A 23,578-nucleotide genomic window follows, 5' to 3' on the forward strand; every position below is an offset into this window, starting at 1 on the left:
TTATTATGAGTAATAATTCAACAATTCAATGCCCTAATTGTAAACATGAATTCCCCATAGAAAACGCCCTTTCGCAGAAAATTGAGGACGATATTCGTGGTAAGTATTTAAAACGTTACAATGAAGACAAACAAAAGTTGGAATCGGAGAAAGCGCAACTGGCAAAAGAGAGCGAGAATATAAAATTACTCGCGGAAAATCAGGAAAAAATACTGGAGGATAAATTACGCCTTGCAAAAAGTCAGTTAAGAGAAGAGGCTATAAAAAAAGCAGCTGGCGAAATGCAAACGCAAATGGAAATGCTTAACAAAGAATTAATAGAGAAGTCACAAAAACTTAAGGAAAGTCAAGTTAAGGAACTTGAATTAATGCAAAAGGAAAAACAAATAAAAGAGCGGGAAGAGAGCATGAAATTGGACATGGAAAAACAAATGCTCGAACGTCAGAAAGAAATTGAAGACCGGGTAAAAAAAATGGAGGGTGAACGCTCAGATCTTAAAATAAAAGAACTCGAGAAAAAATTGGCCGATCAGGTTGATCTTGCCGAAACTATGCGTCGTAAAGCTGAACAAGGCAGCATGCAACTACAAGGTGAAGTGATGGAACTTGCCTTAGAAGAATTATTACGTGGTGCTTTTCCATTCGACACGATTGAAGAAGTAGCAAAAGGTGTTAAGGGTGCCGACTGCATGCAGCATGTTAATAATAGCATGGGGCAGTACTGCGGAAAAATAATTTACGAAAGTAAACGCACCAAAGCCTTTACAAACGAGTGGATAGAGAAGTTGAAAATGGATATGCGTGCGCAACAAGCAGACCTGGCAGTTATTGTAACAGAAGTATTACCAAAAGACATGGAAGCCTTTGGTTTTAAAGATGGGGTTTGGATTTGTCGGTTTTCGGAAGTGAAAGCGCTTTCATTTTTATTGAGAGACAGTTTGATTAAAATTTCTGGGGCACTGGTAAGTCAAGAAAACAAGGGAGATAAAATGCAACTTTTGTACAATTACTTAACAGGCACAGAGTTTCGTCAAAATATAGAAGCCGTTATGGAAGGATTTGTTTCTTTGAAAGACAGCATCACCCGTGAAAAAATTCAGATGGAAAAAATTTGGAAGGAGAGAGAAAAACAATTAGACAAAGTATTACTCAACACTACACAATTTTATGGCTCCATAAAAGGGATTGCTGGTAACGCAATAGGTGACATTAAGCTTTTAGAAGGAGAATAGTGTTTTATGTTCTCATTACACGTTAAAATAAAAAACGTCAGCTTCCACCGACGTTTTTTTTTAAATCAATCACTCAAATTTATTTCAATTCGCAAACTGTCTGAACACTCGTTACAGACGACCACGCTGATGAACCATTTCCACCTGAATTAGCATAGTCATAGTTCTCAGAAAAACAATCGGTACTATATTTAAAATCTCCGCTTGTTTGTTTTTCTTTGGTTGTTATTCTCGAAGAGTTTTCAATAGTTGTTTTTTCTCCATAGCCAATTCTTACTTCCGTAGACGTTGTTTGACAATCACAAGTGCGTTGTTTTCTACAAGAAGTTATTGTTAGACTCAGTCCAACTGCCAATGCTGATAATAGTATTAATTTTTTCATGTTTTCTAATTATTTTAATTTACAATCACTTACCTGAATGCTTGTGTCACCTGACTGGTTTACATAAGTTGTCGTGCTTTTTTGACAAAGCGATTTTGCATCACCTCCGCTAATGTTTTTATACGTGATGTTCGATGCCGGATCTGTTGTTACATTTCCAGATGAGCTTGTATACGTATTTGTGCACTCACAAACGCGATCCTTTTTGCAAGAAGTAAGACTTATCAGTCCAACACATGCGGTTAATAATAGAATTTTTTTCATTTTTTGTTGTTTTTAATTTGTTGCAAGGTAGAGGGTAGTCGAAACACAACTCTTACATAAGTGTGGTAAAAACTTACATAAAGCACAGATAAAAATATGGGAGTTTAGAAAATGCCTAACTCTTAGTAAGATTTCGTAGATACCGGGTGAACATTATACAAAAGCTATGGAAGAAATAGAGACTTAACAAAGTATATTTGAAGCTCATTTGCCCACGTATAACTGTATCTTATAACGCTCGTCTTTAGAAGTTTCACGGTTTTTTCCACTAAAAATATCATTTAGATTAAGTTAGAAATTAAGATCAGGCTAAAAGTCATCTAACTACTCATACAAAAACGAATACAATTCATTATGTATTTCGCTTTCTTTTTGTTTTAGCTTAAACCCACTTCGTGTGGCATCCCTGAAACAAGGTTTATCTTGATTCAAATCAAAATAATAACCAGTATAATTATTAAAAGATTCTTCCAGTTCAAGCGGTTTTTTGTACTGGTAAACAACTTCCACTAAGAATAATTTTGAGTAATTTTTTTCCTTGAACCAATTGTACCACTCAGGAGCATAAACAAAAAGTTGTTTTTTTCTTCCTTTGGTAGCTTCTCCATCTTCACCAGCAAAATGAGAGGTTAAGCGAATTTTCTTAAAAGCATCAATGTCATCATCATTATAAAGAGAAAAGATTGTGTGGATGATTTTTTGCACTTCATTTAGTTTTTGTGGCTTTTGACCTAGCAGCTCATTTACTATAAGCAAATCTACCTTTGTGGTATCTTTTCCAAATTTTTCGCGAATCTCGGGATTATACATTTTCCTTTTTTGGGTGAGGTAGTAATTAAAATTGAATTTTGTATAATTTGGAACTGTGTTGTAAATCATAAATGTTTTGCCTTTGGCAGGAAAATTTTTCTCCCCTTTTAAAAGGGCTGAAGCGTAATCGATGTTTAATCCATTTCCTACAGAAATGTATTTCTCAAGATATTTTTTTACACTATCGTCTTTTGAAAGAGAATAATAATAAAGTGCCCTGCTTAAATTTGCCTCATTTAAATTAAACTTGAGTGCTTGATCCGTAAAGTAAAGAAAAGCTTGGTGATAGGTTTCAAAAGGTTTCTCATTAGAAGTAATCAGCGCGTGATCTTTTAAATCATCAAATTCTTTGTATGTGTTGAATAAAAATTCCGGTTTGTGTAAAACACTTTGATTCTTATAATATAAGTCATCATCATTTACAAATTCAGTTAAAAAACCTTTATCTCTCAATTTAGGGTTAATGTAGAGCTTACGGCGGGTGGCCTCCATAAGGTAATATAAGTTCTTAATGTTTTTAGGTTCATACAAATAGTCAATAAACGAATAACTCATGCAACTATTTAGCTTAGACTCTTCAAAAGCTATTTTTTTTCTTTCTTCTTTTGCAAGCCTTCTTAGTTTGACAAAAAATACAGAATCCACAAAAAATTTATCTCCACAATTATTACAATTATCCATTGCCTTTTTTACATAAGCAAAACGTTCAATGGCAGCAGGATGACTCGAATAGGGATTATACACCTTACTTCTTCTATTTTTAACATCATCAGCACTGAGCGAAGACGCTTTAAGCATGTTTTTATAAGATCTCGAATTATGGGCTTGCTCTTGCGCATCATTTCCTTCATGATATTGTAGCAATGGCTCAAGGTTAATATTTGCTTTTAAAAGGCAAGCGATTGCAAATGAATCAGCTTGCTGCTCCATCTGTCTGCTCATTTTCATCATACCTTTGTAATCCTCAACATACATCGATCGAATTTGACTTACAACTCCATATTTTTCGGTTTTTTGTTCTGAATGTTTGAAGAAATAATGTCCGGCTTCATGTGCTAAAACACCTGCAATAAAAGCCTCGTTTTCCGCAACAGATAACATACCCAAATTAAAAAAAACATTTCCAAATGTGGATGTTCCAGCATTTTCAGCGAGTGAACGTCTAATAAATAAATCTAAATTGCGTCGATTGGCATCTTTTGGTAAAACCTTGTTTAATATTTTAAGAAGGTAAACTTCTACGTCACTCCAATCCATATAAATTGCATTATTATCAAAATTATACTGCTCTCTAAATATATAGTCGACAACATAATGCTCTACGGCTTCACCTTTCGCTTTACTCTCAGGCTTTGCCATTATTTGGTCAAAGGCTTCTTGTGGCTTAAAATTGTAATAAGGATTAAAATCTGTTGGGAATTTGTAAGTTTTCTGCGCTTTAAGATTAACTAGCGTCATCACGCTAAGGCATAATAAAAATAGTCTCATGATTATTTGGGTTTAAAATTTCATCAATTCTTCATATAAGTCCTTCACTGGCAAGCCCATCACGTTATAAAAACTGCCATCAATTTTATCAATGCCAATGTAACCAATCCAATCCTGAACACCATAACCACCGGCTTTATCATAGGGACTGAAATTGGTGAGATAATACTCAATTTCTTCGGTTTTTAATTTTTTGAAATAGACTTTACTCACATCAAAAAAAGTAGTTTGTTTGTTGGCACCTTTTAAACAAACCGCTGTAAACACTTCGTGCATTTTACCGCTTAAGCTTTCAAGCATTTTTTTTCCTTCCACAAAAGTGGCTGGTTTATTAAACACTTTGCCCTCGCACCAAACAATGGTATCGGAAGTAATTAAAATTTCATCCTCTTTTAATTCTTGTTCGTAGGCATCGGCTTTTTTTTCAGCCAAATAAATAGGGATTTCTTGAGCTTTTAGATCACTCGGAAAAGTCTCATCCGCGTGCGTTGGTCGAATTAAAAATTCAAAACCAAGGCTTTTCAAAAGCTCTTGTCGGCGTGGTGATGCAGATCCTAAAATAAGTTGAAAAGGGAAATTATTGATAAGGGTTTCTAGTTTCTCCATGGATTAATGATAATAAAAAATAAAGCTATAGCAAAGTCCTGCAAGCATAATAAGTTTCAATAAAGAACTTGCATTTTTAAACTGACGGCTATCTTTCGCCCTTAACACATTGATAGCGAGCAGACATAATGGAATAATTAAGCCGAGAACAATGTAAATATTATTAACCGTAAAAATCATTCTTTCAGACCTTATTGTATTGTATTCTACAAACAACAATAAGAGAACCGTTATAATTATTAAAAAGAAAGCATTGAATTTGCTCACTCTTATTCCCCAAACTATTGGCATTGTAGCGCCCCCGGTTTCTTTGTCACCCTTATAGTCTTCCATATCCTTTATGATTTCTCGGGCCATACTGGTTATAAAAGCAAACAGAGCAAATATAAACGTGATCTTAAAAATCGAAAAAATAGCATAGCGGTGTGTTGCGATAAAAGTCTCGTGCAGTTTTTGCATAACGCCAAGCTCGTATACCAAGGGCATAAACGTAACTGAAGCAGTAAGAAGTGAAACAACCAAATTACCAACTAATAGCATCCTTTTAAAATGTGTACTATAAAACCATAATAAAATTGCTGCTGCGAAATGAAAAATAGCAAGACGTAGATAACCAGTCTTGAGGGCCACGAACATTCCTATTACAATTCCTATAAACGTAAATGTAATGTGCAATACAATAGCGAGACGCCTTTTGATAACCTTATCCACCACAACCGTATCCGGATGGTTGATGAGATCTGTTTTGACGTCGAAATAATCATTAATGATATACCCAGCTGCGGCAATTAACACCGTACTAAAAACCAGACCGTAAAACAAGCCGTTGTTAAGTTCTAATTGAATTTCGTTTGCATTTAGAATTTTTTGAAGTACCAGATAACGTACACTAATTTGTGTGAAAGCAATCATTACAAGGTTTTCAAACCTGATAAGTTTTAAAAATGCAAGTAATTTATTGTTTCGTACGTTTTTCAAATTTTTGAGTCTATTTTCCTTTTAAATAAACAAACTCCTGCTGACTTAATTTGAATCAAATTCTAACAATGTTTTCACATTAATTGACAAAATAGCAAACAGTCAGACCAAATCACCCGTCCAAGAACTATTCTCTTCGCTAAAATTGATTTCTTTAGTATCTTTGGGCTTCAATTATTATGAGCGATTTTAGTCAACAATATTGCAATAGCTTAACTCAGTATTCGCGTTTTTTAACCCGCGAAGTGACTATGGGTGACCTGAAAATGGGGGCTTTAAATCCTATTCGTGTTCAAAGTATGACTACTACGGATACCATGGACACTAAAGGGACCGTTGAACAAAGTATTCGCATGATTGAAGCAGGTTGTGAGTTGGTAAGAATCACTGCTCCTAGCATGAATGAGGCGAAAAATCTGGAACTGATAAAAAAAGAACTACTCGCGAGAGGATATAACACCCCAATTTGTGCAGACATTCATTTTACTCCAAATGCTGCTGAGTTTGCCGCTCGCGTGATCGAAAAAGTGCGTGTAAATCCAGGAAATTACGCTGATAAGAAAAAGTTTGAAAACATTGATTATACAGATGCTGCTTATGAAGCAGAGTTAGAAAGGATTAGAAAACGTTTTACACCTCTTGTGAAAATCTGTAAAGAATACGGAACTGCCATGCGTATTGGTACTAATCATGGTTCTTTAAGCGATCGTATTTTAAGCCGTTATGGTGATACGCCACACGGCATGGTGGAAAGTGCTTTGGAATTTTTACGCATTTGTGAAGAGAACGATTATTTCAACATTGTAATCTCAATGAAAGCAAGTAACACACAGGTAATGGTGCAGGCCTATCGTTTGTTGGTTGCTAAAATGATTGAAACGAATCGCAATTACCCTCTGCATCTAGGCGTGACTGAAGCTGGAGATGGTGAAGACGGAAGAATTAAATCAGCAGTTGGAATTGGAACTTTATTGGAAGATGGCCTAGGAGATACGATTCGTGTTTCTTTAACAGAAGAACCAGAGTTTGAAATTCCCGTTGCTAAAGCTTTGGCAGATCGTTATTCAAATAGAAAAGAACACAAAGCAATACAGGAAATAAATTTTGAATTACCCTACAATCCCTACGAGTATAACCGTAATCCAACAAAAGAAATACTGAATATCGGCAACCACAATGTTCCCAGAGTTATTGCAGATTTTAGTATGAGGCCAGAAGTAACGGCTGCCAGTCTGTTTGGAGTTGGTTACAATTATTCTGTTCCATTGGATAAATGGAATTTAAGCGATATGGCAGTTGATTATTTATTTCTGGGTGATAATGAAATAAATTTTGAGATTCCTGGAACATTAGGATTGATTTATAATTCAGAGACCTGGTTAAAAAATAAAACTCAGGAAAGGGCATTCCCATTATTTTGTGGCGATGAATATTTTAAGACTAAAGAAAAATCATCAATACTAAATTTTGTAGCGGTAACTGTTGAAGTGCTTAGTCCCGAATTTATTTCGAAATTGAAAAATGAAACGACTCTGTGTTTGGTTTTAGATTCATTTAACACGCATACTATGCCGGAACTCAGACGCATGGCAATTGAATTAAAACGTCAAGGTGTTTCTTTACCAGTAATTATTAAAGGAAATTATGCCAACTTAAGTGAAGCGCAATTTCAATTATACAGTAGCACAGATATAGGTGCCTTGTTGTTAGATGGTTTTGGTGATGGCGTTTGGATCAAGCAGAGAGATTGTGCAAGCACCCAAGTGTGTAACTCAACAGCATTCGGAATTTTACAAGCAACGCGCACACGCATCAGTAAAACAGAATACATTTCTTGTCCGAGTTGCGGAAGAACTTTATTCGATCTTCAAGAAACAACTCAAAAAATTAGAGAGCGCACCGATCATTTAAAAGGTATTAAAATTGGCATCATGGGCTGTATTGTAAATGGTCCGGGTGAAATGGCCGATGCGGACTATGGTTACGTAGGTACTGGTCCTGGAAAAATTAGTTTATACAAAGGCAAAGAGGTGGTGAAGAAAAATGTAACCAGTGAAACTGCCGTAGATGAGTTGATTGGCTTGATTCGTGAGCATGGGGATTGGGTGGAGAAGGTTTCATAGCTAGCTTAACCACAGAGTAACGCTGAGTTTAGCACAGAGTTTCGCAGAGTTTATTTTACGGTGCTTTTAACCGCAGAGTTGTAGGGAGTTTGGCGCGGTGTTTCGAGGAGTTTATTATACGATGTCGTTAATCACTCGTCTAATGCCATGCTTGAGTGACTTTACATTAAAATTTATAAGTAAGCCAACTTTACATTTTGAAAGTTTCAAATAGGTAAGAACTTGCGCAAGGTGTATCTCATTTAATGCTTCTACAGATTTAATTTCAATCACCACCTGTTGCTCAATTAAAAAATCTATTCTATAGCCCGCATCCAATTTTACTTCATGATAAACTAAAGGAAGTGCTTTTTGTTTTTCTACCATTAAATTCGCTTGCGTCAATTCATAATTCAAACATTCTTCATATGCACTTTCAAGAAGACCAGGCCCAAGTGCACTGTGCACTTTGAACGCACAGCCTAATATTTTCTCAGTAATATCGTTTATTTCCACTTTATGTTATTCTAACTAGTGTTATTTATTTTTTTCTGTGAAACTCTGCGCCTAACTCTTTTTGACTCTGTGGCTAAGTGCGATATCACCCTTTCACTATATAACCAATCTTTTTTCTTGGCTTTGTTGATTCTTTTTTCTCAATTAATTCGTCGAGATATTTAAAAACAAGTTCAATATTCTGACTATGGTTATTGAGTTTCTTTTTAATATGTTCAATTTCTAAACGTAGTTCAGTATTATCGCTTAAAACAGCCCTTAGTTTTGTGAACAATCTAATAATTTGAATATTAACTTTAATTGCTCTTTTACTGTTTAGAACACTCGACAACATAGCTACACCTTGCTCTGAGAAAGCCATTGGAAGGTATTTTACATGTCCACCTCTTTTTAAGGTCACAAATTGTGACCTTAAAGAATCACTCTCTTCTTTTGTTAGTTCAAACATAAAATCTTCAGGGAAACGATCTATATTTCGCTTAACCGCCTGTTTCAAAACTTTTGTTTCAACTTCATACAAACTGGCAAGATCTTTATCCAGCATCACTTTTTGGTTCCTGATAAAATATATTTTGTTAGTAATTAACTCTTCAGGAATAATTGTTTCTAATTTATTTGCCATTTTGATTTTATTGGGTATTTAAAAATAAATCTAATTTTGAAATGGCCTTGCTATAAATTGTAGAAAGTTTTAATCCTTAACCTAGTAAAACAAAAAAAGCCCTCTCATCTCTGAAAGGGCTTCTTAATTTTTTAAAAAAAATTACTTCAAACTTCCAATCATGTCTTCAGGTTTCACCCATTGGTCAAATTGTTCGTTGGTTACATAACCTAATTCAATTGCAGCTTCACGCAAAGTTTTATTTCCTTTGTGCGCCGTCTTCGCAATCTTAGCAGCTTTTTCATAACCAATATGTGTGTTCAATGCCGTTACCAACATTAAAGAATTTTCCAAATGTTGTTTTAACATTGGTAAATTTGGTTCGATGCCATCTGCACATTTTTCTGTAAAGCTCACACACGCGTCACCAATAAGGCGCGCAGACTGTAGTACATTCGCCGCAATAACTGGTTTAAAAACATTTAATTCAAAATGTCCGGTTGCACCACCAATAGAAACGGCAACATCGTTACCAATTACTTGCGCGCAAACCATGGTCATTGCTTCTGGCTGTGTAGGATTTACTTTACCCGGCATAATTGAAGATCCTGGTTCGTTATCAGGAATAATAATTTCTCCAATTCCGCAACGTGGTCCAGATGATAACATACGAATGTCATTCGCAACTTTCATTAAAGAAACAGCTGTGCGTTTTAATGCCCCACTCATTTCTACCATCGCATCGTGTGCTGCTAAAGCTTCAAATTTATTCGGAGCCGTTACAAATGGAAGTTTAGTGAGTTCTGCAATTTTTTTAGCAACCAACACATCGTAGCCTTTTGGTGTGTTTAAGCCTGTTCCCACAGCAGTTCCACCCAAGGCTAATTCTTTAACCATTTCTAAAGCATTCTTTAAAGCACGAATACTGTTGTCAATTTGTTGCACGTAACCACTAAATTCTTGTCCTAAGGAAAGCGGCGTAGCATCCATAAAATGGGTACGTCCTGTTTTGATAATGGTTTTCCAGCTCTCTGCTTTTTTGTGTAATGCATGACGTAATTTTTCTAATCCCGGAATGGTAATTTCAGCTACTTGCTTGTAAGTTGCAATGTGCATAGCCGTTGGGAAAGTATCGTTACTCGATTGAGATTTGTTCACATCGTCATTCGGATGCAACACTTTTTTCTCATCGGCTAAATTTCCACCATTCATCACATGCGCACGGTATGCAATCACTTCATTCGCATTCATGTTACTTTGTGTACCCGAACCTGTTTGCCAAATCACCAAAGGAAATTGTTCGTCTAATTTTCCGGCAATAATTTCATCACAAGCTTTTGCAATTAAATCACATTTATCTTTTGCTAACACGCCTAATTCTGTGTTCGCTAAAGCAGCCGCTTTTTTCAAGTAGCCAAAAGCATATATTATTTCCTTTGGCATGCTTGCTTCAGGTCCAATTTTAAAGTTGTTACGGCTGCGTTCTGTTTGCGCACCCCAATAAACATGAGCTGGCACCTTTACCTCGCCCATCGTGTCTGTTTCTATTCTGAAATCCATATGATAAATTTTTTGAGCTATAAATGTAGCAATTTTGCGGGACGTAGGAAGGGTTTGTTGGGATGAAATGACAAAATTTAGGGACAGCTTTTGAGAAGAGGATAAACTAATTCCCTGCAACCTCCGAACAAACCCCATTCTGTTTTTGAACAACAAAATCAAGGCTTCGCATAGAAACATCTTTAGCATCGGCCCATAAAAATCCAGCACGCGAAAAATCACGTACCGAAAAACCAAGACCAGTATATTTAGAAACTTTAATTTCCGGATCTTTTTCTAATCGTCTAACTTCTGTGGTTAAACTCTCAAAACCGTCTAATTCATAAAGTTTTAATTCTTCAATAAGTTGTATGAGTCGCGTTGCATAATGCGGAGCAGTTGCATATCCAGCAGTTTTTAATCCGAGGCACCAGTTTTTATAATCAATCACTGAGAGTTTAAACAATTCTGCGTAACGCGGACGAGTCACTAAAAATAAACTATGATCGGTGTACGATTGTTCAATATTCTTATAACTTCTGAAACATTCGTTTAAAGTATCGTCATGTCTTGCAATGGTATCCCCTACCCAACCGACATGACATTTAATTCCAAAGTGATTGTTCGACTTTTTCGCCAATTCACTTGTGCCACTGCTGCTCTCACAAATTGCCTGAGCTAAGATAACACTGGCTGGTATTTTGTATTCCACCATTTGATGTACAGCGACATCCTTATATTTCTCGATGTAAGTGTAAATTTTAAATTGCGGTGGTTGAGCAAAAGCTGTAAATGAAAATAGAATAAGAAACACGCTCAAGCTTAAAGAAAAGCGTTGAGAAGATTCCGCTATTGAAAATCTGGCTTTAATCATCTACATTTACAAAAATATGCCTGCAAGGGCATGCTCTTTTGACTTCTTCAGATACATATTAACAAAGCATTTTTGACAAGATGAAACAACTAAACTCCCTTCTTTTTATTTCCCTGATGGTTAACACCGCTCTAACAGCGCAAACCTCCTTTGTTTATCCAGCAACCGAAAAACAAAACGTTTATGACGAGTATTTTGGAACCAAAGTCCAAGACCCTTACCGTTGGCTGGAAGACGATAGAAGTCCGAAAACAGAAGAGTGGGTAAAACAACAAAATGTTACAACAGAAGCCTATTTAAAAACGCTTCCTACAAGAGATAAAATAAGAGCACGACTTACCGAATTATGGAATTACAATAAAGAATCAGCGCCATTTAAAAAAGGGATTTCGTTTTTCTGTTTTAAAAACAACGGACTGCAAAATCAAAGTGTGATGTATCGTATGAAAACCTTGGAAGACAAAGGGGAAATTATTTTAGATCCAAACACACTTTCAAATGATGGAACAGTTTCATTAAGTGGCACATCGATTTCAAAAGATGGCAAAACGCTTGCTTATGGTATTTCAAAAGCCGGGAGCGATTGGGTGGAAATTCATTTTAGAGATATCGAAACAAAAAAAGATCTTCCCGATGTAATTAAATGGGTAAAATTTAGTGGCATGAGTTGGAAAGGAAACGGCATTTATTACAGTCGTTATGCTGAACCAACAGGCAGCGGACTTTCACAGAAGAACGAATTTCACAAAGTGTATTACCATCAAGTTGGAACAAGTCAAGATAAAGATGTACTTTATTTTGAAGACAAAGATCATCCAAATTATAATTTTGGAGCCTACACAACCGAAGACGAGAATTATTTATTTGTAAGTACAAGCGAAAGCACAAGTGGCGAAAAGCTTATGGTAAAAGATCTTAAAGATCCGAAAGCTGAGTTTAAAATGCTATCTGGTGATTTTGAATTCGAATACAGAATAATCGATAATATTGGCAGCACCTTTTACATGACTACAAATAAAGGCGCACCAAGATTTAAACTCGTTTCTTTCACATACGAAAATCCTGCTCCAGATTCCTGGAAAACAATTATTCCACAAAGTACAAATCCTTTGGAGGGTGCGAGAATCTGCAACAAAAAATTATTAGTGAATTATTTTCAAGATGTAATTTCCAAATTATATTGTTATGATTTGAATGGTAAGCTGGAAAGAGAAATAAAACTTCCAGGCCTTTGTCGCCTTAGTGCCTTTAATACAGATAAGAATGATGATTTTGCGATCTACAGTATTTCTATGTTTACTTCACCAGGACAAACCTATTATCTAGATGCAAAAACATGGACAAGCAAACTCATTTTTCAACCTAATTGCAAATTTGATTCTGATAAGTATGAAACCGAACAGGTTTTCATTGAAACCAAAGATGGGACTGTAGTCCCAATGTTTATTACCAAGAAAAAAGATTTAAAAATGAATCCTGAAACTCCTTGTTTTGTTTATGGATATGGTGGATTTAATATTTCAATTGCCCCAGAATTTAGAATTGACAGGACAGTTTTTTTAGAAGCTGGTGGTATATACTGCGTTCCGAACATTCGTGGTGGTGGCGAGTATGGCGAAGATTGGCACAAGCTCGGAACAAAATGCAATAAACAAAATGTATTTGATGATTTTATTGCTGCATGCGATTTTTTAGTTGCAAAAAAATATACTTCCTATAATAAAATTGCCATTCATGGTCGCAGTAACGGCGGTCTCTTAATTGGAGCGGTGATCACACAGCGTCCGGATATCTGCAAAGTTGCCATTCCGGCAGTAGGTGTTTTAGACATGCTAAGGTTCCATTTATTTACAATAGGAAGAGCTTGGTCTGTTGATTACGGTAATAGTGAAACTAAAAACGAATTTGATTGTTTGATAAAGTACTCGCCTTTACAAAATATAAAAGACGTGAATTACCCTGCGACTTTGGTTTTAACAGGAGATCATGATGATCGTGTTGTTCCAGCTCACTCCTTTAAATTTGCAGCCACCTTACAAGAAAAAAATAAAAGCAAAGAACCTATGCTCATTCGCATAGATGTGAACGCAGGACATGGTGCCGGAAAACCAACCAGCAAACAAATTGATGAGTTTGCCGATATGTGGAGTTTTGTTTTTTATAATTTAGGGATAAATACTCTTTAAAGAAATTTCTTTACACTAAGACCAAAGGCACTTTAATAGCATGCCTCACCCCTTCAATAGTAGTCCCCAGTAAAATATCTTTCAATGTTTTATGACCGTGCGTTCCCATCACAACCGTATCGCAATTATTTTTTATTATCAGAGCTGGTATCGCAACTTTAGGATTTCCAAAACCCAATTGAATTTCCGTTTTAATGTTCATTGCTTTCAGTTGGTTTTGGTATTGCAAGAGCTTTTGGTAATCCTCTTCACGTTCATGATCAAAAGCATCTTCACCGTAAACCATGGCATTCGCACTTTCCAGCACATGTATTAATATAAGTGTGGAATCTTTATTGCTCATTTGAATTGCTTTATTAATTGCCTTATTATCGCTAGTACCAAAATCAACTGTGACAGCAATTTTAGTTAAAGCAGTCTCAAAATCCAATACTAATGGTGTAAACTCGGTGTGAAATCCTTTGTCAGCTGTTTTTCTTTCTTTTGTAATGAATGGAATCACCAAAATATAAACCAACATGATTAAACAAAATACACAAAAAGGTACAATGGTAAAGCTCACCAAAATAGGACTGGAACTCGTTACCAACAAATCAGAAATCTCAACATAAACAAGATTAATATTTAGAACTATAATTACCAAAGCGGATACCCAAGAAGCCGTTTTTTGCCAGGCGGGTATGACAAAATCTCCCATCTTACTTTTATCACTTACAAAATGAATAAGTGGAATAATTGCAAAGCCTAATTGAAGACTCAAAATCACTTGCGAAAAAATAAGGAGTTTTCCGGTAGCACTTTCACCCAATACTAAAATAGTGATGAATGCCGGGACAATCGCAATCAACCGTGTAATCAGTCTTCTAATCCATGGCTGCAGACGTAAATTCAAATAGCCTTCCATCACGACTTGTCCAGCTAATGTTCCTGTAATTGTAGAACTTTGTCCGGCTGCAATAAGAGCTACTGCAAATAAGATTGGAGCGAGTGCACTACCCAGCATAGGCGCTAATAACTGATGCGCATCTTGAATTTCGACAACATCGTGTTTACCATTTTTAAAAAAAGTAGCGGCTGAAAGAATTAAAATGGCTGCATTCACAAAAAGCGCAAGATTAAGCGCAATAGCACTATCAATGGTATTAAAACGAATAGCTTTTTTTATGTCGACTGGGGTCCGTTTAAAAGTTCGTGTTTGAACAAGCGAGCTATGGAGATAAAGATTATGCGGCATAACGGTTGCTCCGATAATCCCAATGGCAATATATAACGCTTCGTCGTTTGCAATAAAAGGTGTTAAACCTGAAGCTATATCTGCTAAATCTGGTTTTGCAATCAGTAACTGAATAAAAAATGAAACTCCAATTAAAAGAACAAGACTGATTATAAACGCTTCCAATTTTCTTATTCCTTTATTTAATAGAAACAAAAGGATAAAACTATCGAACACCGTAATACAAACGCCTATTAAAATACTTACGCCTGGAAAAAGCAAATGCAAACCAATCGCCATTCCTATTACCTCAGCCAGATCACAAGCTGCGATCGCGATTTCGGCTAAAGCATATAAAAAGAGATTAATGAAACGCGGATAATTTTCGCGCGATGTTTGCGCTAAATCTTTTCCTGTAACAACGCCTAAACGTACGCAATGACTTTGAAGCAAGAGTGCAATAATATTGCTCATTACCAAAACCCATAATAAACTATAGCCAAATTTACTTCCTCCGGCAATGTCGGTAGCCCAATTCCCCGGATCCATGTAACCCACACTGATCATGTAGGCCGGACCAAAGAAAGCAAGGAGCCGACGAAAAGAACTTGTCTTTTGTGTACTGACACTTGAATTTACTTCTTCTAACGATTTATTCATTTTTTAATTTCAACTAAAATATTTGAACTTACTTTATCACTAAAAAACTGACTTGAGTTTTTATTTATTTTTACTTTAAACGAATTATCGAATTCGTTTATCTCTTCTACTTTAATGGTATCACCAATTTTAAGTCCTATCGAAGTGAGATGCTGCAAAAAAGATTTAGAGTGTTCAGTAACACCTACAAAAACAAAAATATTTTTCGTTTTATAATTTGTTAATGGTTTCGCTTTTACATTATTCAAATGTCCGGTAGCGTCTGGAATGGGGTCACCGTGCGGATCGAACTTTGGCTTTCCTAAAAACACATCGAGACGATCAACCAATTCATCGCTTTTAATATGTTCGAGTTGTTCGGCAATGTCATGGACTTCATCCCATTTAAAATTTAATTTTTCCATGAGAAAAACTTCCCATAAACGGTGTTTACGAACAATATCTAAAGCAATGCGTTCTCCTTTTGAAGTAAGGAATACCCCTTTATATTTTTCGTAGTGAATAATTTTTTTCTCAGCAAGACGTTTTAGCATGTCCGTAACCGAACCAGCTTTGTTGTTTAGGTTTTCTGAAAGCGCGTTTGTGCTAACACCAGCTTTGTGGTTTATCTGGTTTAGCGAAAAGATTGCTTTAATGTAGTTTTCCTCGGTGAGTGAAATTTCCATGCACAAATGTACACATGTTTAAGTAAATCAAAATATAATTTTAGGTGAGCCTAAATATTTATTTAACCAAGGTAGATTAACCACGAAAAGATTCTGCTTTTTTTAACCACAAAGGGCACGAAGTGTTGCACAAAGGGCACAAAGGGTGAGAGTTTTTCTTCGTGTTCTTCGTGTCTACTTAGGGTTCTTCGTAGTTTCTGTTCTATTTAACCACAAAGACAAAGTGCTACACAAAGGGCACAAAGGGTGAGAGTTTTTCTTTGTATTCTTCGTGTCTTCTTTGTGTTCTTTGTGGTTTAAATTGAGTACTATTTATAAAACTCAACTACTGTTTGATTATCAGATGTAATCGTGAATTTTTTCTCAACCGTATAAATACTTCCTTTTAAAGCCTTTGCACGCCAAGTTGCTACATACTTTCCAGGTTGTAAATAATAAGTCTGAATCGTTTGTGTGGATAAATTACATACCCACTCCAGTCTTCCGTCACGGTTCAATAAAATACTTCCATCGCCTGCTTCAAGGCACTTCACCTGCACCACACCGGCATTGGGGATATCAATTGTTTTTAGTTTTGATTGTTCTATCGTAATCTTATTGATAAAAATTCGTGGCAGGGTTAAAATCTCAACATCATAATTTCCAACAATGTATTTTTCATTGCTGTTCAAAGGCTGAACGTTTAGTGTGTTCATCGCATTTGTCTTACGAACAACACACTTTACTCTTTCATTGTAATTGTAAACACCTTGATTTCGGTTAATGGCCAAAAAACCTTGCGGTGCATCTATGGGAATAATGTTATGCTTACCTGGAGATAATTTAATCTCCTTACTTTCAGTTGGCGGAATAGTATGTGCAATTACCTTGTAGGTTGGATAATCGTCCACGAACAAGGTGTCAGGATTTCCCTGGTAATTCATTGTGTGAATATAATTGTACTTGTATTGATTTCTTTCAACATCATAAAACGTCATGTTCACATTGGTTTCCTTTGGCTGACCTCTGGTATCAAAGAGATTAACCTGTGTGGTAGTTCTGTTAAGTTTTTGTTGTTGAATGATTGTAGAGATCGTTGAAAAAGTCTCTTCACTATCATAATCATAAAATGTTCCCACACATTCAAAGGTTTTAATTTGTTCCGGACTCAATCCTATACCAATAATAAACGGTTTAAATACAATTCCTTTTGCCATTAATTTTTGTCTTGCCGCGCAGGGATCACCGCCGCATTCTTCAATGCCATCCGTAATAATAATTACAATATTGGTTGTTTTGTTGTCTTTAAAATCATTCGCAGCTTCGGTTAAGGAATGTTCAATAGGTGTTATGCCAGTAGGCTTAGCTTCACTTACTTTTTGTTTGATGTGAGAAAGATTGTTTGGACCAAAAGGAACGACCAGTTTACTGTCCTTGCAATCCCCTGGCGGATATTTTACAGTGTGACCATACATTCGCAGCGCAAACTGCATGGATTTATCTTTTCCTAAACTATCTACAAACTTGTAAAAAAGATTTTTAGCACCGTCCATGCGAGTACTATTCTCATGTTTGGAGCTCATACTTTTGCTAGCGTCAAACACAAATAAAATTCGTACTGGTTTTTGGACGGTTTTTTTTTGTGAGATTCCTAAAGAACTAAGAAAAATAAATATAGAGAGTAATAAAAAACGCATATTAAAAATCTAAATGTAAGAGAAGAAACGACTCACATTTTTAATAACGGTAAATAGTTTTAAACGATACTTTTTTATTAATTAGCGTAAAAGCAACACGTTTCCTTTCATCTGCATGTATTCACCGCGAGCGTTCTTGTAATCGATTAAATATACATATACGTCGGGGGTACAATTTGAGCCGTCCCAGGCTTTTGTATCGTCGTTTGTTTCAAATACTTTTTTTCCCCAGCGATTAAAAACGCTGACATGATAATCGGTTTTTTCAATAAAATGTGTAATGGGTAACCATGTTGTATTTACACCTCGCGGCGCAAAAGCATTTGGTACATAAATATTCCCTTCCATATAAACAGCCACCGGATTAGAACTACTCAATTCGAGTATACCATAGATATTTCCAATTCCTTCAACAGCCTGCACAACGTATTCTATCTTTGCTCCTTGTGAGGCTGCACCTTCAATATTGTCGGTATAAGTTGTGGTGAGGGCATCGGTAGTACCTACTAGCGCGTTGTTAAAATCATCATTAATAACTCTCAAAACATTGTAACCTGCTATTCCCCCATTAAATCCTTCGTACTCACTCCAACTAAGTTGTTTAGAAAAGATCTCCGCTTCATCACTGTGTACTTTCAGAAAAATTGTTTTAGCCACATTGCTTGAATCTCTCGGATTACCACAGCTATCTTTTACTAAAGCTCTGTAGTAATAACTTCTTAAATGTGGCTTAACAGTTTTATCCTCGTAGGAATAGTTTGCAAGACCTGTAAATGGGATAAAAGCAATTTCTTTAAAATCATTTTTGGTTTCTGAACGTTGTATAGTTACGCCTTGATACCTTCTTGTATCGTCGACGTAAACACCCACATCAATAGAGGACTCATTTTTTACAGATGCTGTTTTTAAATAAAGATATTGTGGCCCGTCTACTTGACCAGAAAAAAAACACGTACGATTTGAGGAGGCCGTAATGGTTTGCCGTTCATTTACAACACGCACAAAATAACAAACATTCTTGCCTGGTGCGACACCCTTGTGGACAAAATTTGTATCCTTTGTTTCTCCTACCACTTGAAAAGCGCTATTGTTAACAGAACAGTAGATTTTATATTTTCCAGTTGTTTCCAAAAACACACCTTTAATATCTGACCAAATGTATTTATTCCAACTTAATTTAGTTGAGTAGGCACAACGGTCATACTCGGGTTGTAAAAACATGGTGCGTATCTGATAGTTCACACTACTTCCATTTCCACAGGAATCCTTTGCCTGAACAAAAACCCCTATTGCTATTGAATTAGCTGTTGGTGTAGTATACGTATAGGAAGTGTTTTCCCTGCCCTTAAGGCTATCGATATAGCTATTTATTGCGCCATTACCACCATTGTAATAAATGTCGTATTGATTAATATCCTTATCTATTGGTATTTGCCAGCCAATAACTGTTTGTCCGTTTGACAACACACTAATAGAATCGACATAAGGCCTTTCAGGTTTTTTAATATTTACATAATCTCCCATTAATAAATTAGATAGAGAAACACAGCCACTATTATCGGCTAAGCTTACTTGGTAATTCATTTTTGCATTACAAACCGTTATTGTATCAGGATAAAGAGTGCCAGTACCGGCAGTTAAAATATTCCAGGTACCTAGCGGGTATTCTTTATTCAAAACTAAATTTGTACTTGTGGAACTTAACTTAGGCGTGTGAATAGCGTTGTATTTAAACTCCTGTGTACCATTGTTAGTGTTCGTTAAACTATTTAAAAAAATACTTCTTAAAGTATCTGATGATATAGATGTATTGGGTGCACTTCCGTAATTGGCACGCAAGTAATAATAACAGCTTTGTGCAGTTGACACCGTTGTTGTATGAACAAATGTTGTTGTGTTTAGTGAATTTAGGTTCGTGGAAACAAGAGCAAAAGTCCCAGTTCTCAGGATCGAAAAATAAACGTCGTAAGATGTAAACTGATTACCTGGATCAGAAGGAGGAATCCAGGTTAACTTAACATCTCCGTTCGGCAATACTTCAAGGCAACGCAAATCGGGAGGATTTAACTGCCCAAACATTTTAGTAATGCAAAAAATAAATATGAATAGATGAAATTTCAAATTATCTGTAATTCGTTGAAATTATAGTGTGCTTTTTATGATATAAAATTGATTTTAGCTCTCTTTTCTTCCAAAACATACTGTTTTCAACACTTATAACGAATAAAATTACTCTTTATTTTACTCCTTAAAATTTAAAGTTTGCTAATTTCTTAGTGTTAGATTGTTATTAAATACCTCAAAGTGAGGCTGATTCATAAATTATTCGTACCTTCGTTCGATACCCACGTATATGTTTTCACACAGTAATTAAACAGATTAAAAATTATAGAATATTCATTTGTTAATTTGAAAAAACTCTGCTTCATACTCTTATTTATACTGGGATCTGCCATTTATACTGATTGCTATTCTCAAATAGGAGGCAGGAAGACAGAAAAACGTATAAAGACTAAAAAAAGGGGTAACCACATTCTTACTCAATACAAAAGTCATGGTCATGCCGATAAATTCGCAAAAGGAAATAATGGAAGAAGAGGCCGCTTAGCGAGATTATTCCGAAAAAAACAACCTTCGTGGGTGTATAAATCATCTGGATCAAAAAGAAGTGCCTTCAGAGCCAACCAATACTTATTAACGCGAAGTCGCTCAAGTGGCAAAATTGATAATGCTGATGTATTAGATAGGCAAAACGGAAAGAGATCCAAGTCTCGCGTGAAGGGAAATAGAATCTTTCGTTTTAAAAAATATAAATCCCGATAATCCTTCGGGATTTTTTATTTTTACACTTTATTAATTATGAACGTTTTAATTTTAGGATCAGGAGGCAGAGAGCATGCTTTTGCCTGGAAAGTTGCTCAAAGTAAACTATTGGAAAATCTTTACATTGCACCTGGAAACGCAGGCACAGCGCATTGTGGAACAAATGTGGCAATTGGAGTAAATGACTTTGAAGCAATCAAAAATCTGGTATGGGAAAAAAATATTGACTTGGTTTTGGTTGGCCCAGAAGATCCTTTAGTAAACGGTATTCACGATTTCTTTTTAAGCGATGATGTACTAAAAGATATTCCAGTTATTGGACCTAAAAAAGATGGGGCTCAACTAGAAGGAAGTAAAGATTTCAGCAAACAGTTTATGATAAAGCATAGCGTGCCAACTGCCGCGTATGCTACTTTTACAAAAGAAAACATCAAAGAATCAGACGCTTTTTTAGAATCTTTAAAACCTCCTTATGTTTTAAAAGCCGACGGTTTAGCTGCAGGCAAAGGAGTGTTAATACTTGATAGCCTGGAAGAAGCAAAAGCAGAATTAAAAAAAATGATTCTGGATTCTAAATTTGGTAACGCAGGAAGCAAAGTGGTGATTGAAGAGTTTTTGAAAGGTATTGAATTGTCTGTATTTGTTTTGACCGATGGAAAATCATACAAAATTCTACCAGCCGCAAAAGATTATAAACGTATTGGTGAAGGTGATACCGGTTTAAATACAGGCGGAATGGGAGCTGTGAGTCCAGTGCCATTTGCAGACGAAGCTTTCATTAAAAAGGTGGAAGAAAAAGTTGTGAAGCCAACTATTGCTGGTTTAAATAAAGAAGGTATTGATTACCGCGGTTTTATTTTTATTGGATTAATGAATTGTGATGGTGAACCACGCGTAATCGAATACAATTGCCGAATGGGTGATCCGGAAACAGAAGTGGTAATTCCGCGTATAAAATCTGATCTTTTAGATTTATTAAACGGGGTTGCGACACAAACACTCGATCAAAAAAATTACGAAACCGTACCTGAAATAGCTACCACGGTTGTGATGGTAAGTGGCGGATATCCTGGAGATATCGAAAAAGGAAAAACTGTAAGTGGTTTAAATGATGCCGGAGATTCTCTGATTTTTCATTCAGGAACCAAACAAGAAGATGAAAATGTGTTAACCAACGGTGGTCGCGTTTTTGCAATTACTTCTTTTGGAAGAAGTATTGAAGACGCTGTAAAAAAGAGTTTTATTACTGCCGAAAAAATAAAATACGAAGGCAAATATTACAGAAAAGATATTGGGAAAGATTTAATGATGTATTAAAACAATGTTAGGCGCCCTTATAAAAAAAGAATTTCTTCTTGAATTTCGCCAAAAATCAACCATTGGCGGAGTTTTGGTGTATGTTATCGGAACCATTTTTGTAAGTGCTTTGTGTTTTAAAGGTAAACTCGATAAACCAACCTGGAACGCCCTATTTTGGGTAATCACCTTGTTCACTTCCGTTACCATCAGTGGAAAAAGTTTCCTAAAAGAAACTGGCGGACAAGCCCTCTTTAATTTTCTGCATTACAGCCCACAACAATTTATTATCGCTAAAATTCTCTACAACATGGTGTTTATGCTGTGTTTGAGTTTTATCACATTTTTCTTTTACGCTTTTTTTATTAAAAACGAGGTAGAAAATATGAGTTTGTTTTTTATTGTGCTCATTTTGGCTTCTACAGGATTAGCAGGTGTGTTAAGCTTAATGAGTGCTATTTCTAGTAAAGCTAGTGGCAATTTTGCCATCATGAGCATTTTAAGTTTTCCAGTAATAATGCCTCTTATTTTGGTAGTTATTCGTCTGAGCAAACAAGCTGTAGATGGTATCGAATGGGCCGGTGTTGGTTTAGATTTTATTGTGATTTTGGGTGCTTTAAATGTTTTAACTCTGGCACTTTCTTTCCTATTATTTCCCTATCTTTGGCGCGATTAATTCTATGTTTAGATTCTAGTCGTAAGTCAATAGTCGAAAGTCTCGAATGAGTTTATCCGACTAGCTTCTTTCGACTAACATCTATCGACTATTGATGAAACACTGGTATAAAATACTTTCTGTAATTCTCATTTTTTACACACTGGTGTGGGGTCTTTTAAACACTGTGCCTCGCTTGGATATTCTCAACGAAACAATTAGAAACGTTTATTATCACGTGCCCATTTGGTTTGCCATGTTGTTTATGATGACCGTTTCACTCATTCAAAGTATTCGTGCTTTATCAAAAACAGATCTTTTAAATGATTCAAAAGCTTATAATGCCGCGCGCGTAGGATTCTTCTTTAGTTTACCCGGACTGGCAACAGGTTCCATTTGGGCAAAGTACACATGGGGAACCTGGTGGACTTTTCAAGATCCCAAATTAAATGGAGTGGCCATTAGTATTCTCATTTACCTCGCTTATTTTATTTTACGTTTTTCGATTGATGACGAATTAAAACGTGCGCGCATTTCAGCGGTGTACAATGTGTTTGCTTTTGTGATGATGAATGTTTTTATCATGATACTTCCGCGCTTAACAGATTCGCTGCATCCTGGAAATGGCGGAAATCCAGCTTTTGCAAAATACGATTTAAATGATGGTATGCGCATGGTGTTTTATCCGGCAGTAATTGGCTGGATTCTTTTTAGCTACTGGTTATTCGAAATTAAAAACAGAATTAGTTTTATTAAAAACAAAATAGATGATTAAGAAAGTTCTAGGTTTATTGTTTATCTGTGTGTCGTTGCTCTCACAAGCGCAGCAGGTTGTAACGAACGACTCGCCTCAAATGGCAGATGCATTCAGACAAGAAGGAAAAATTTACGTTGTGATTGCAGTAATCGCTCTTATTTTTTTAGCCTTGGTTTGTTTTTTAATCTACATTGAACGTAAAGTGAAAAAAATAGAAGACAAAGTTTTTAAAGGCTAACATCAAAATTTAGAAAC

At 35.8% G+C, this 23,578-nt stretch carries 21 protein-coding genes; 8 read left to right on the plus strand and 13 right to left on the minus strand.

The window, feature by feature from the left end:
- Positions 1–5 precede the first annotated feature (5 nt).
- The gene (locus tag P2086_RS18365) at positions 6–1,232 is read left to right on the plus strand and encodes a DUF2130 domain-containing protein (RefSeq protein ID WP_317898227.1); all 1,227 of its coding nucleotides are present in this window, start codon (positions 6–8) and stop codon (positions 1,230–1,232) included.
- Positions 1,233–1,311: 79 nt separating this feature from the next.
- Here the strand turns inward: P2086_RS18365 and P2086_RS18370 are convergent, their stop codons facing one another.
- The 5 genes from P2086_RS18370 to P2086_RS18390 all read right to left on the minus strand — a co-directional run bounded on the left by P2086_RS18370 (position 1,312) and on the right by P2086_RS18390 (position 5,760).
- Positions 1,312–1,614, minus strand: coding sequence for a hypothetical protein (locus P2086_RS18370; protein ID WP_317898228.1), 303 nt, complete (start codon positions 1,612–1,614; stop codon positions 1,312–1,314).
- 9 nt (positions 1,615–1,623) lie between these two features.
- Positions 1,624–1,878, minus strand: a complete 255-nt coding sequence (locus P2086_RS18375; RefSeq protein WP_317898229.1) for a hypothetical protein — start codon at positions 1,876–1,878, stop codon at positions 1,624–1,626.
- A gap of 324 nt (positions 1,879–2,202) precedes the next feature.
- Complete coding sequence (locus tag P2086_RS18380) at positions 2,203–4,176, minus strand: M48 family metalloprotease (RefSeq protein ID WP_317898230.1); 1,974 nt, start codon at positions 4,174–4,176, stop codon at positions 2,203–2,205.
- A gap of 12 nt (positions 4,177–4,188) precedes the next feature.
- A complete protein-coding gene (locus tag P2086_RS18385) occupies positions 4,189–4,782 on the minus strand; it encodes a Maf family nucleotide pyrophosphatase (protein ID WP_317898231.1) in 594 nt (197 codons plus the stop codon).
- 3 nt (positions 4,783–4,785) lie between these two features.
- Complete coding sequence (locus P2086_RS18390) at positions 4,786–5,760, minus strand: geranylgeranylglycerol-phosphate geranylgeranyltransferase (protein ID WP_317898232.1); 975 nt, start codon at positions 5,758–5,760, stop codon at positions 4,786–4,788.
- 179 nt (positions 5,761–5,939) lie between these two features.
- Here P2086_RS18390 and ispG point away from each other — a divergent pair, with 179 nt between their 5' ends.
- Positions 5,940–7,883 carry a (E)-4-hydroxy-3-methylbut-2-enyl-diphosphate synthase gene (ispG, locus tag P2086_RS18395; protein ID WP_317898233.1) on the plus strand — a complete coding sequence of 648 codons (1,944 nt, stop codon included), beginning with the start codon at positions 5,940–5,942 and terminating at the stop codon, positions 7,881–7,883.
- 114 nt (positions 7,884–7,997) lie between these two features.
- On the opposite strand, the gene P2086_RS18400 is transcribed toward ispG, so the two are convergent.
- From P2086_RS18400 to P2086_RS18415, 4 genes are all read right to left on the minus strand, one after another.
- Positions 7,998–8,378: a GxxExxY protein gene (locus P2086_RS18400; protein ID WP_317898234.1), complete on the minus strand. Its 381-nt coding sequence runs from the start codon at positions 8,376–8,378 to the stop codon at positions 7,998–8,000.
- Positions 8,379–8,463: 85 nt separating this feature from the next.
- On the minus strand, positions 8,464–9,000 hold the full coding sequence (locus P2086_RS18405; RefSeq protein ID WP_317898235.1) for an ORF6N domain-containing protein: 537 nt from the start codon (positions 8,998–9,000) through the stop codon (positions 8,464–8,466).
- Positions 9,001–9,141: 141 nt separating this feature from the next.
- The gene (fumC, locus tag P2086_RS18410) at positions 9,142–10,539 is read right to left on the minus strand and encodes a class II fumarate hydratase (protein WP_317898236.1); all 1,398 of its coding nucleotides are present in this window, start codon (positions 10,537–10,539) and stop codon (positions 9,142–9,144) included.
- A 106-nt stretch (positions 10,540–10,645) separates the two neighbouring features.
- Positions 10,646–11,392, minus strand: a complete 747-nt coding sequence (locus tag P2086_RS18415; protein WP_317898237.1) for a glycoside hydrolase family 73 protein — start codon at positions 11,390–11,392, stop codon at positions 10,646–10,648.
- Positions 11,393–11,472: 80 nt separating this feature from the next.
- On the opposite strand from P2086_RS18415, the gene P2086_RS18420 reads away from it, so the two are divergent.
- A complete protein-coding gene (locus tag P2086_RS18420) occupies positions 11,473–13,578 on the plus strand; it encodes a prolyl oligopeptidase family serine peptidase (protein WP_317898238.1) in 2,106 nt (701 codons plus the stop codon).
- A gap of 10 nt (positions 13,579–13,588) precedes the next feature.
- On the opposite strand, the gene P2086_RS18425 is transcribed toward P2086_RS18420, so the two are convergent.
- The 4 genes from P2086_RS18425 to P2086_RS18440 all read right to left on the minus strand — a co-directional run bounded on the left by P2086_RS18425 (position 13,589) and on the right by P2086_RS18440 (position 19,871).
- A complete protein-coding gene (locus tag P2086_RS18425) occupies positions 13,589–15,451 on the minus strand; it encodes an Nramp family divalent metal transporter (protein WP_317898239.1) in 1,863 nt (620 codons plus the stop codon).
- Positions 15,448–16,116 (minus strand): metal-dependent transcriptional regulator, encoded by a 669-nt coding sequence (locus tag P2086_RS18430; RefSeq protein ID WP_317898240.1) that lies wholly within the window; start codon positions 16,114–16,116, stop codon positions 15,448–15,450. The genes P2086_RS18425 and P2086_RS18430 overlap by 4 nt, the downstream gene beginning before the upstream one ends.
- Positions 16,117–16,424: 308 nt before the next feature.
- A complete protein-coding gene (locus tag P2086_RS18435) occupies positions 16,425–17,678 on the minus strand; it encodes a vWA domain-containing protein (protein ID WP_396127444.1) in 1,254 nt (417 codons plus the stop codon).
- Between the two features lie 195 nt (positions 17,679–17,873).
- Positions 17,874–19,871, minus strand: coding sequence for a T9SS type B sorting domain-containing protein (locus P2086_RS18440; protein WP_317898242.1), 1,998 nt, complete (start codon positions 19,869–19,871; stop codon positions 17,874–17,876).
- A 330-nt stretch (positions 19,872–20,201) separates the two neighbouring features.
- Here P2086_RS18440 and P2086_RS18445 point away from each other — a divergent pair, with 330 nt between their 5' ends.
- The 5 genes from P2086_RS18445 to P2086_RS18465 all read left to right on the plus strand — a co-directional run bounded on the left by P2086_RS18445 (position 20,202) and on the right by P2086_RS18465 (position 23,561).
- Positions 20,202–20,615 carry a hypothetical protein gene (locus P2086_RS18445; protein ID WP_317898243.1) on the plus strand — a complete coding sequence of 138 codons (414 nt, stop codon included), beginning with the start codon at positions 20,202–20,204 and terminating at the stop codon, positions 20,613–20,615.
- Positions 20,616–20,651: 36 nt separating this feature from the next.
- The gene (gene purD / locus P2086_RS18450) at positions 20,652–21,932 is read left to right on the plus strand and encodes a phosphoribosylamine--glycine ligase (RefSeq protein ID WP_317898244.1); all 1,281 of its coding nucleotides are present in this window, start codon (positions 20,652–20,654) and stop codon (positions 21,930–21,932) included.
- Between the two features lie 4 nt (positions 21,933–21,936).
- A complete protein-coding gene (locus P2086_RS18455) occupies positions 21,937–22,587 on the plus strand; it encodes a heme exporter protein CcmB (protein ID WP_317898245.1) in 651 nt (216 codons plus the stop codon).
- Positions 22,588–22,681: 94 nt separating this feature from the next.
- The gene (ccsA, locus tag P2086_RS18460) at positions 22,682–23,341 is read left to right on the plus strand and encodes a cytochrome c biogenesis protein CcsA (protein ID WP_317898246.1); all 660 of its coding nucleotides are present in this window, start codon (positions 22,682–22,684) and stop codon (positions 23,339–23,341) included.
- Positions 23,334–23,561, plus strand: coding sequence for a CcmD family protein (locus P2086_RS18465; protein WP_317898247.1), 228 nt, complete (start codon positions 23,334–23,336; stop codon positions 23,559–23,561). Before ccsA ends, P2086_RS18465 begins: the two co-directional genes overlap by 8 nt.
- Positions 23,562–23,578: the final 17 nt, after the last annotated feature.

Origin of the sequence: Aurantibacillus circumpalustris, from assembly GCF_029625215.1 — a bacterium.
Lineage (GTDB): Bacteria > Bacteroidota > Bacteroidia > B-17B0 > Aurantibacillaceae > Aurantibacillus > Aurantibacillus circumpalustris.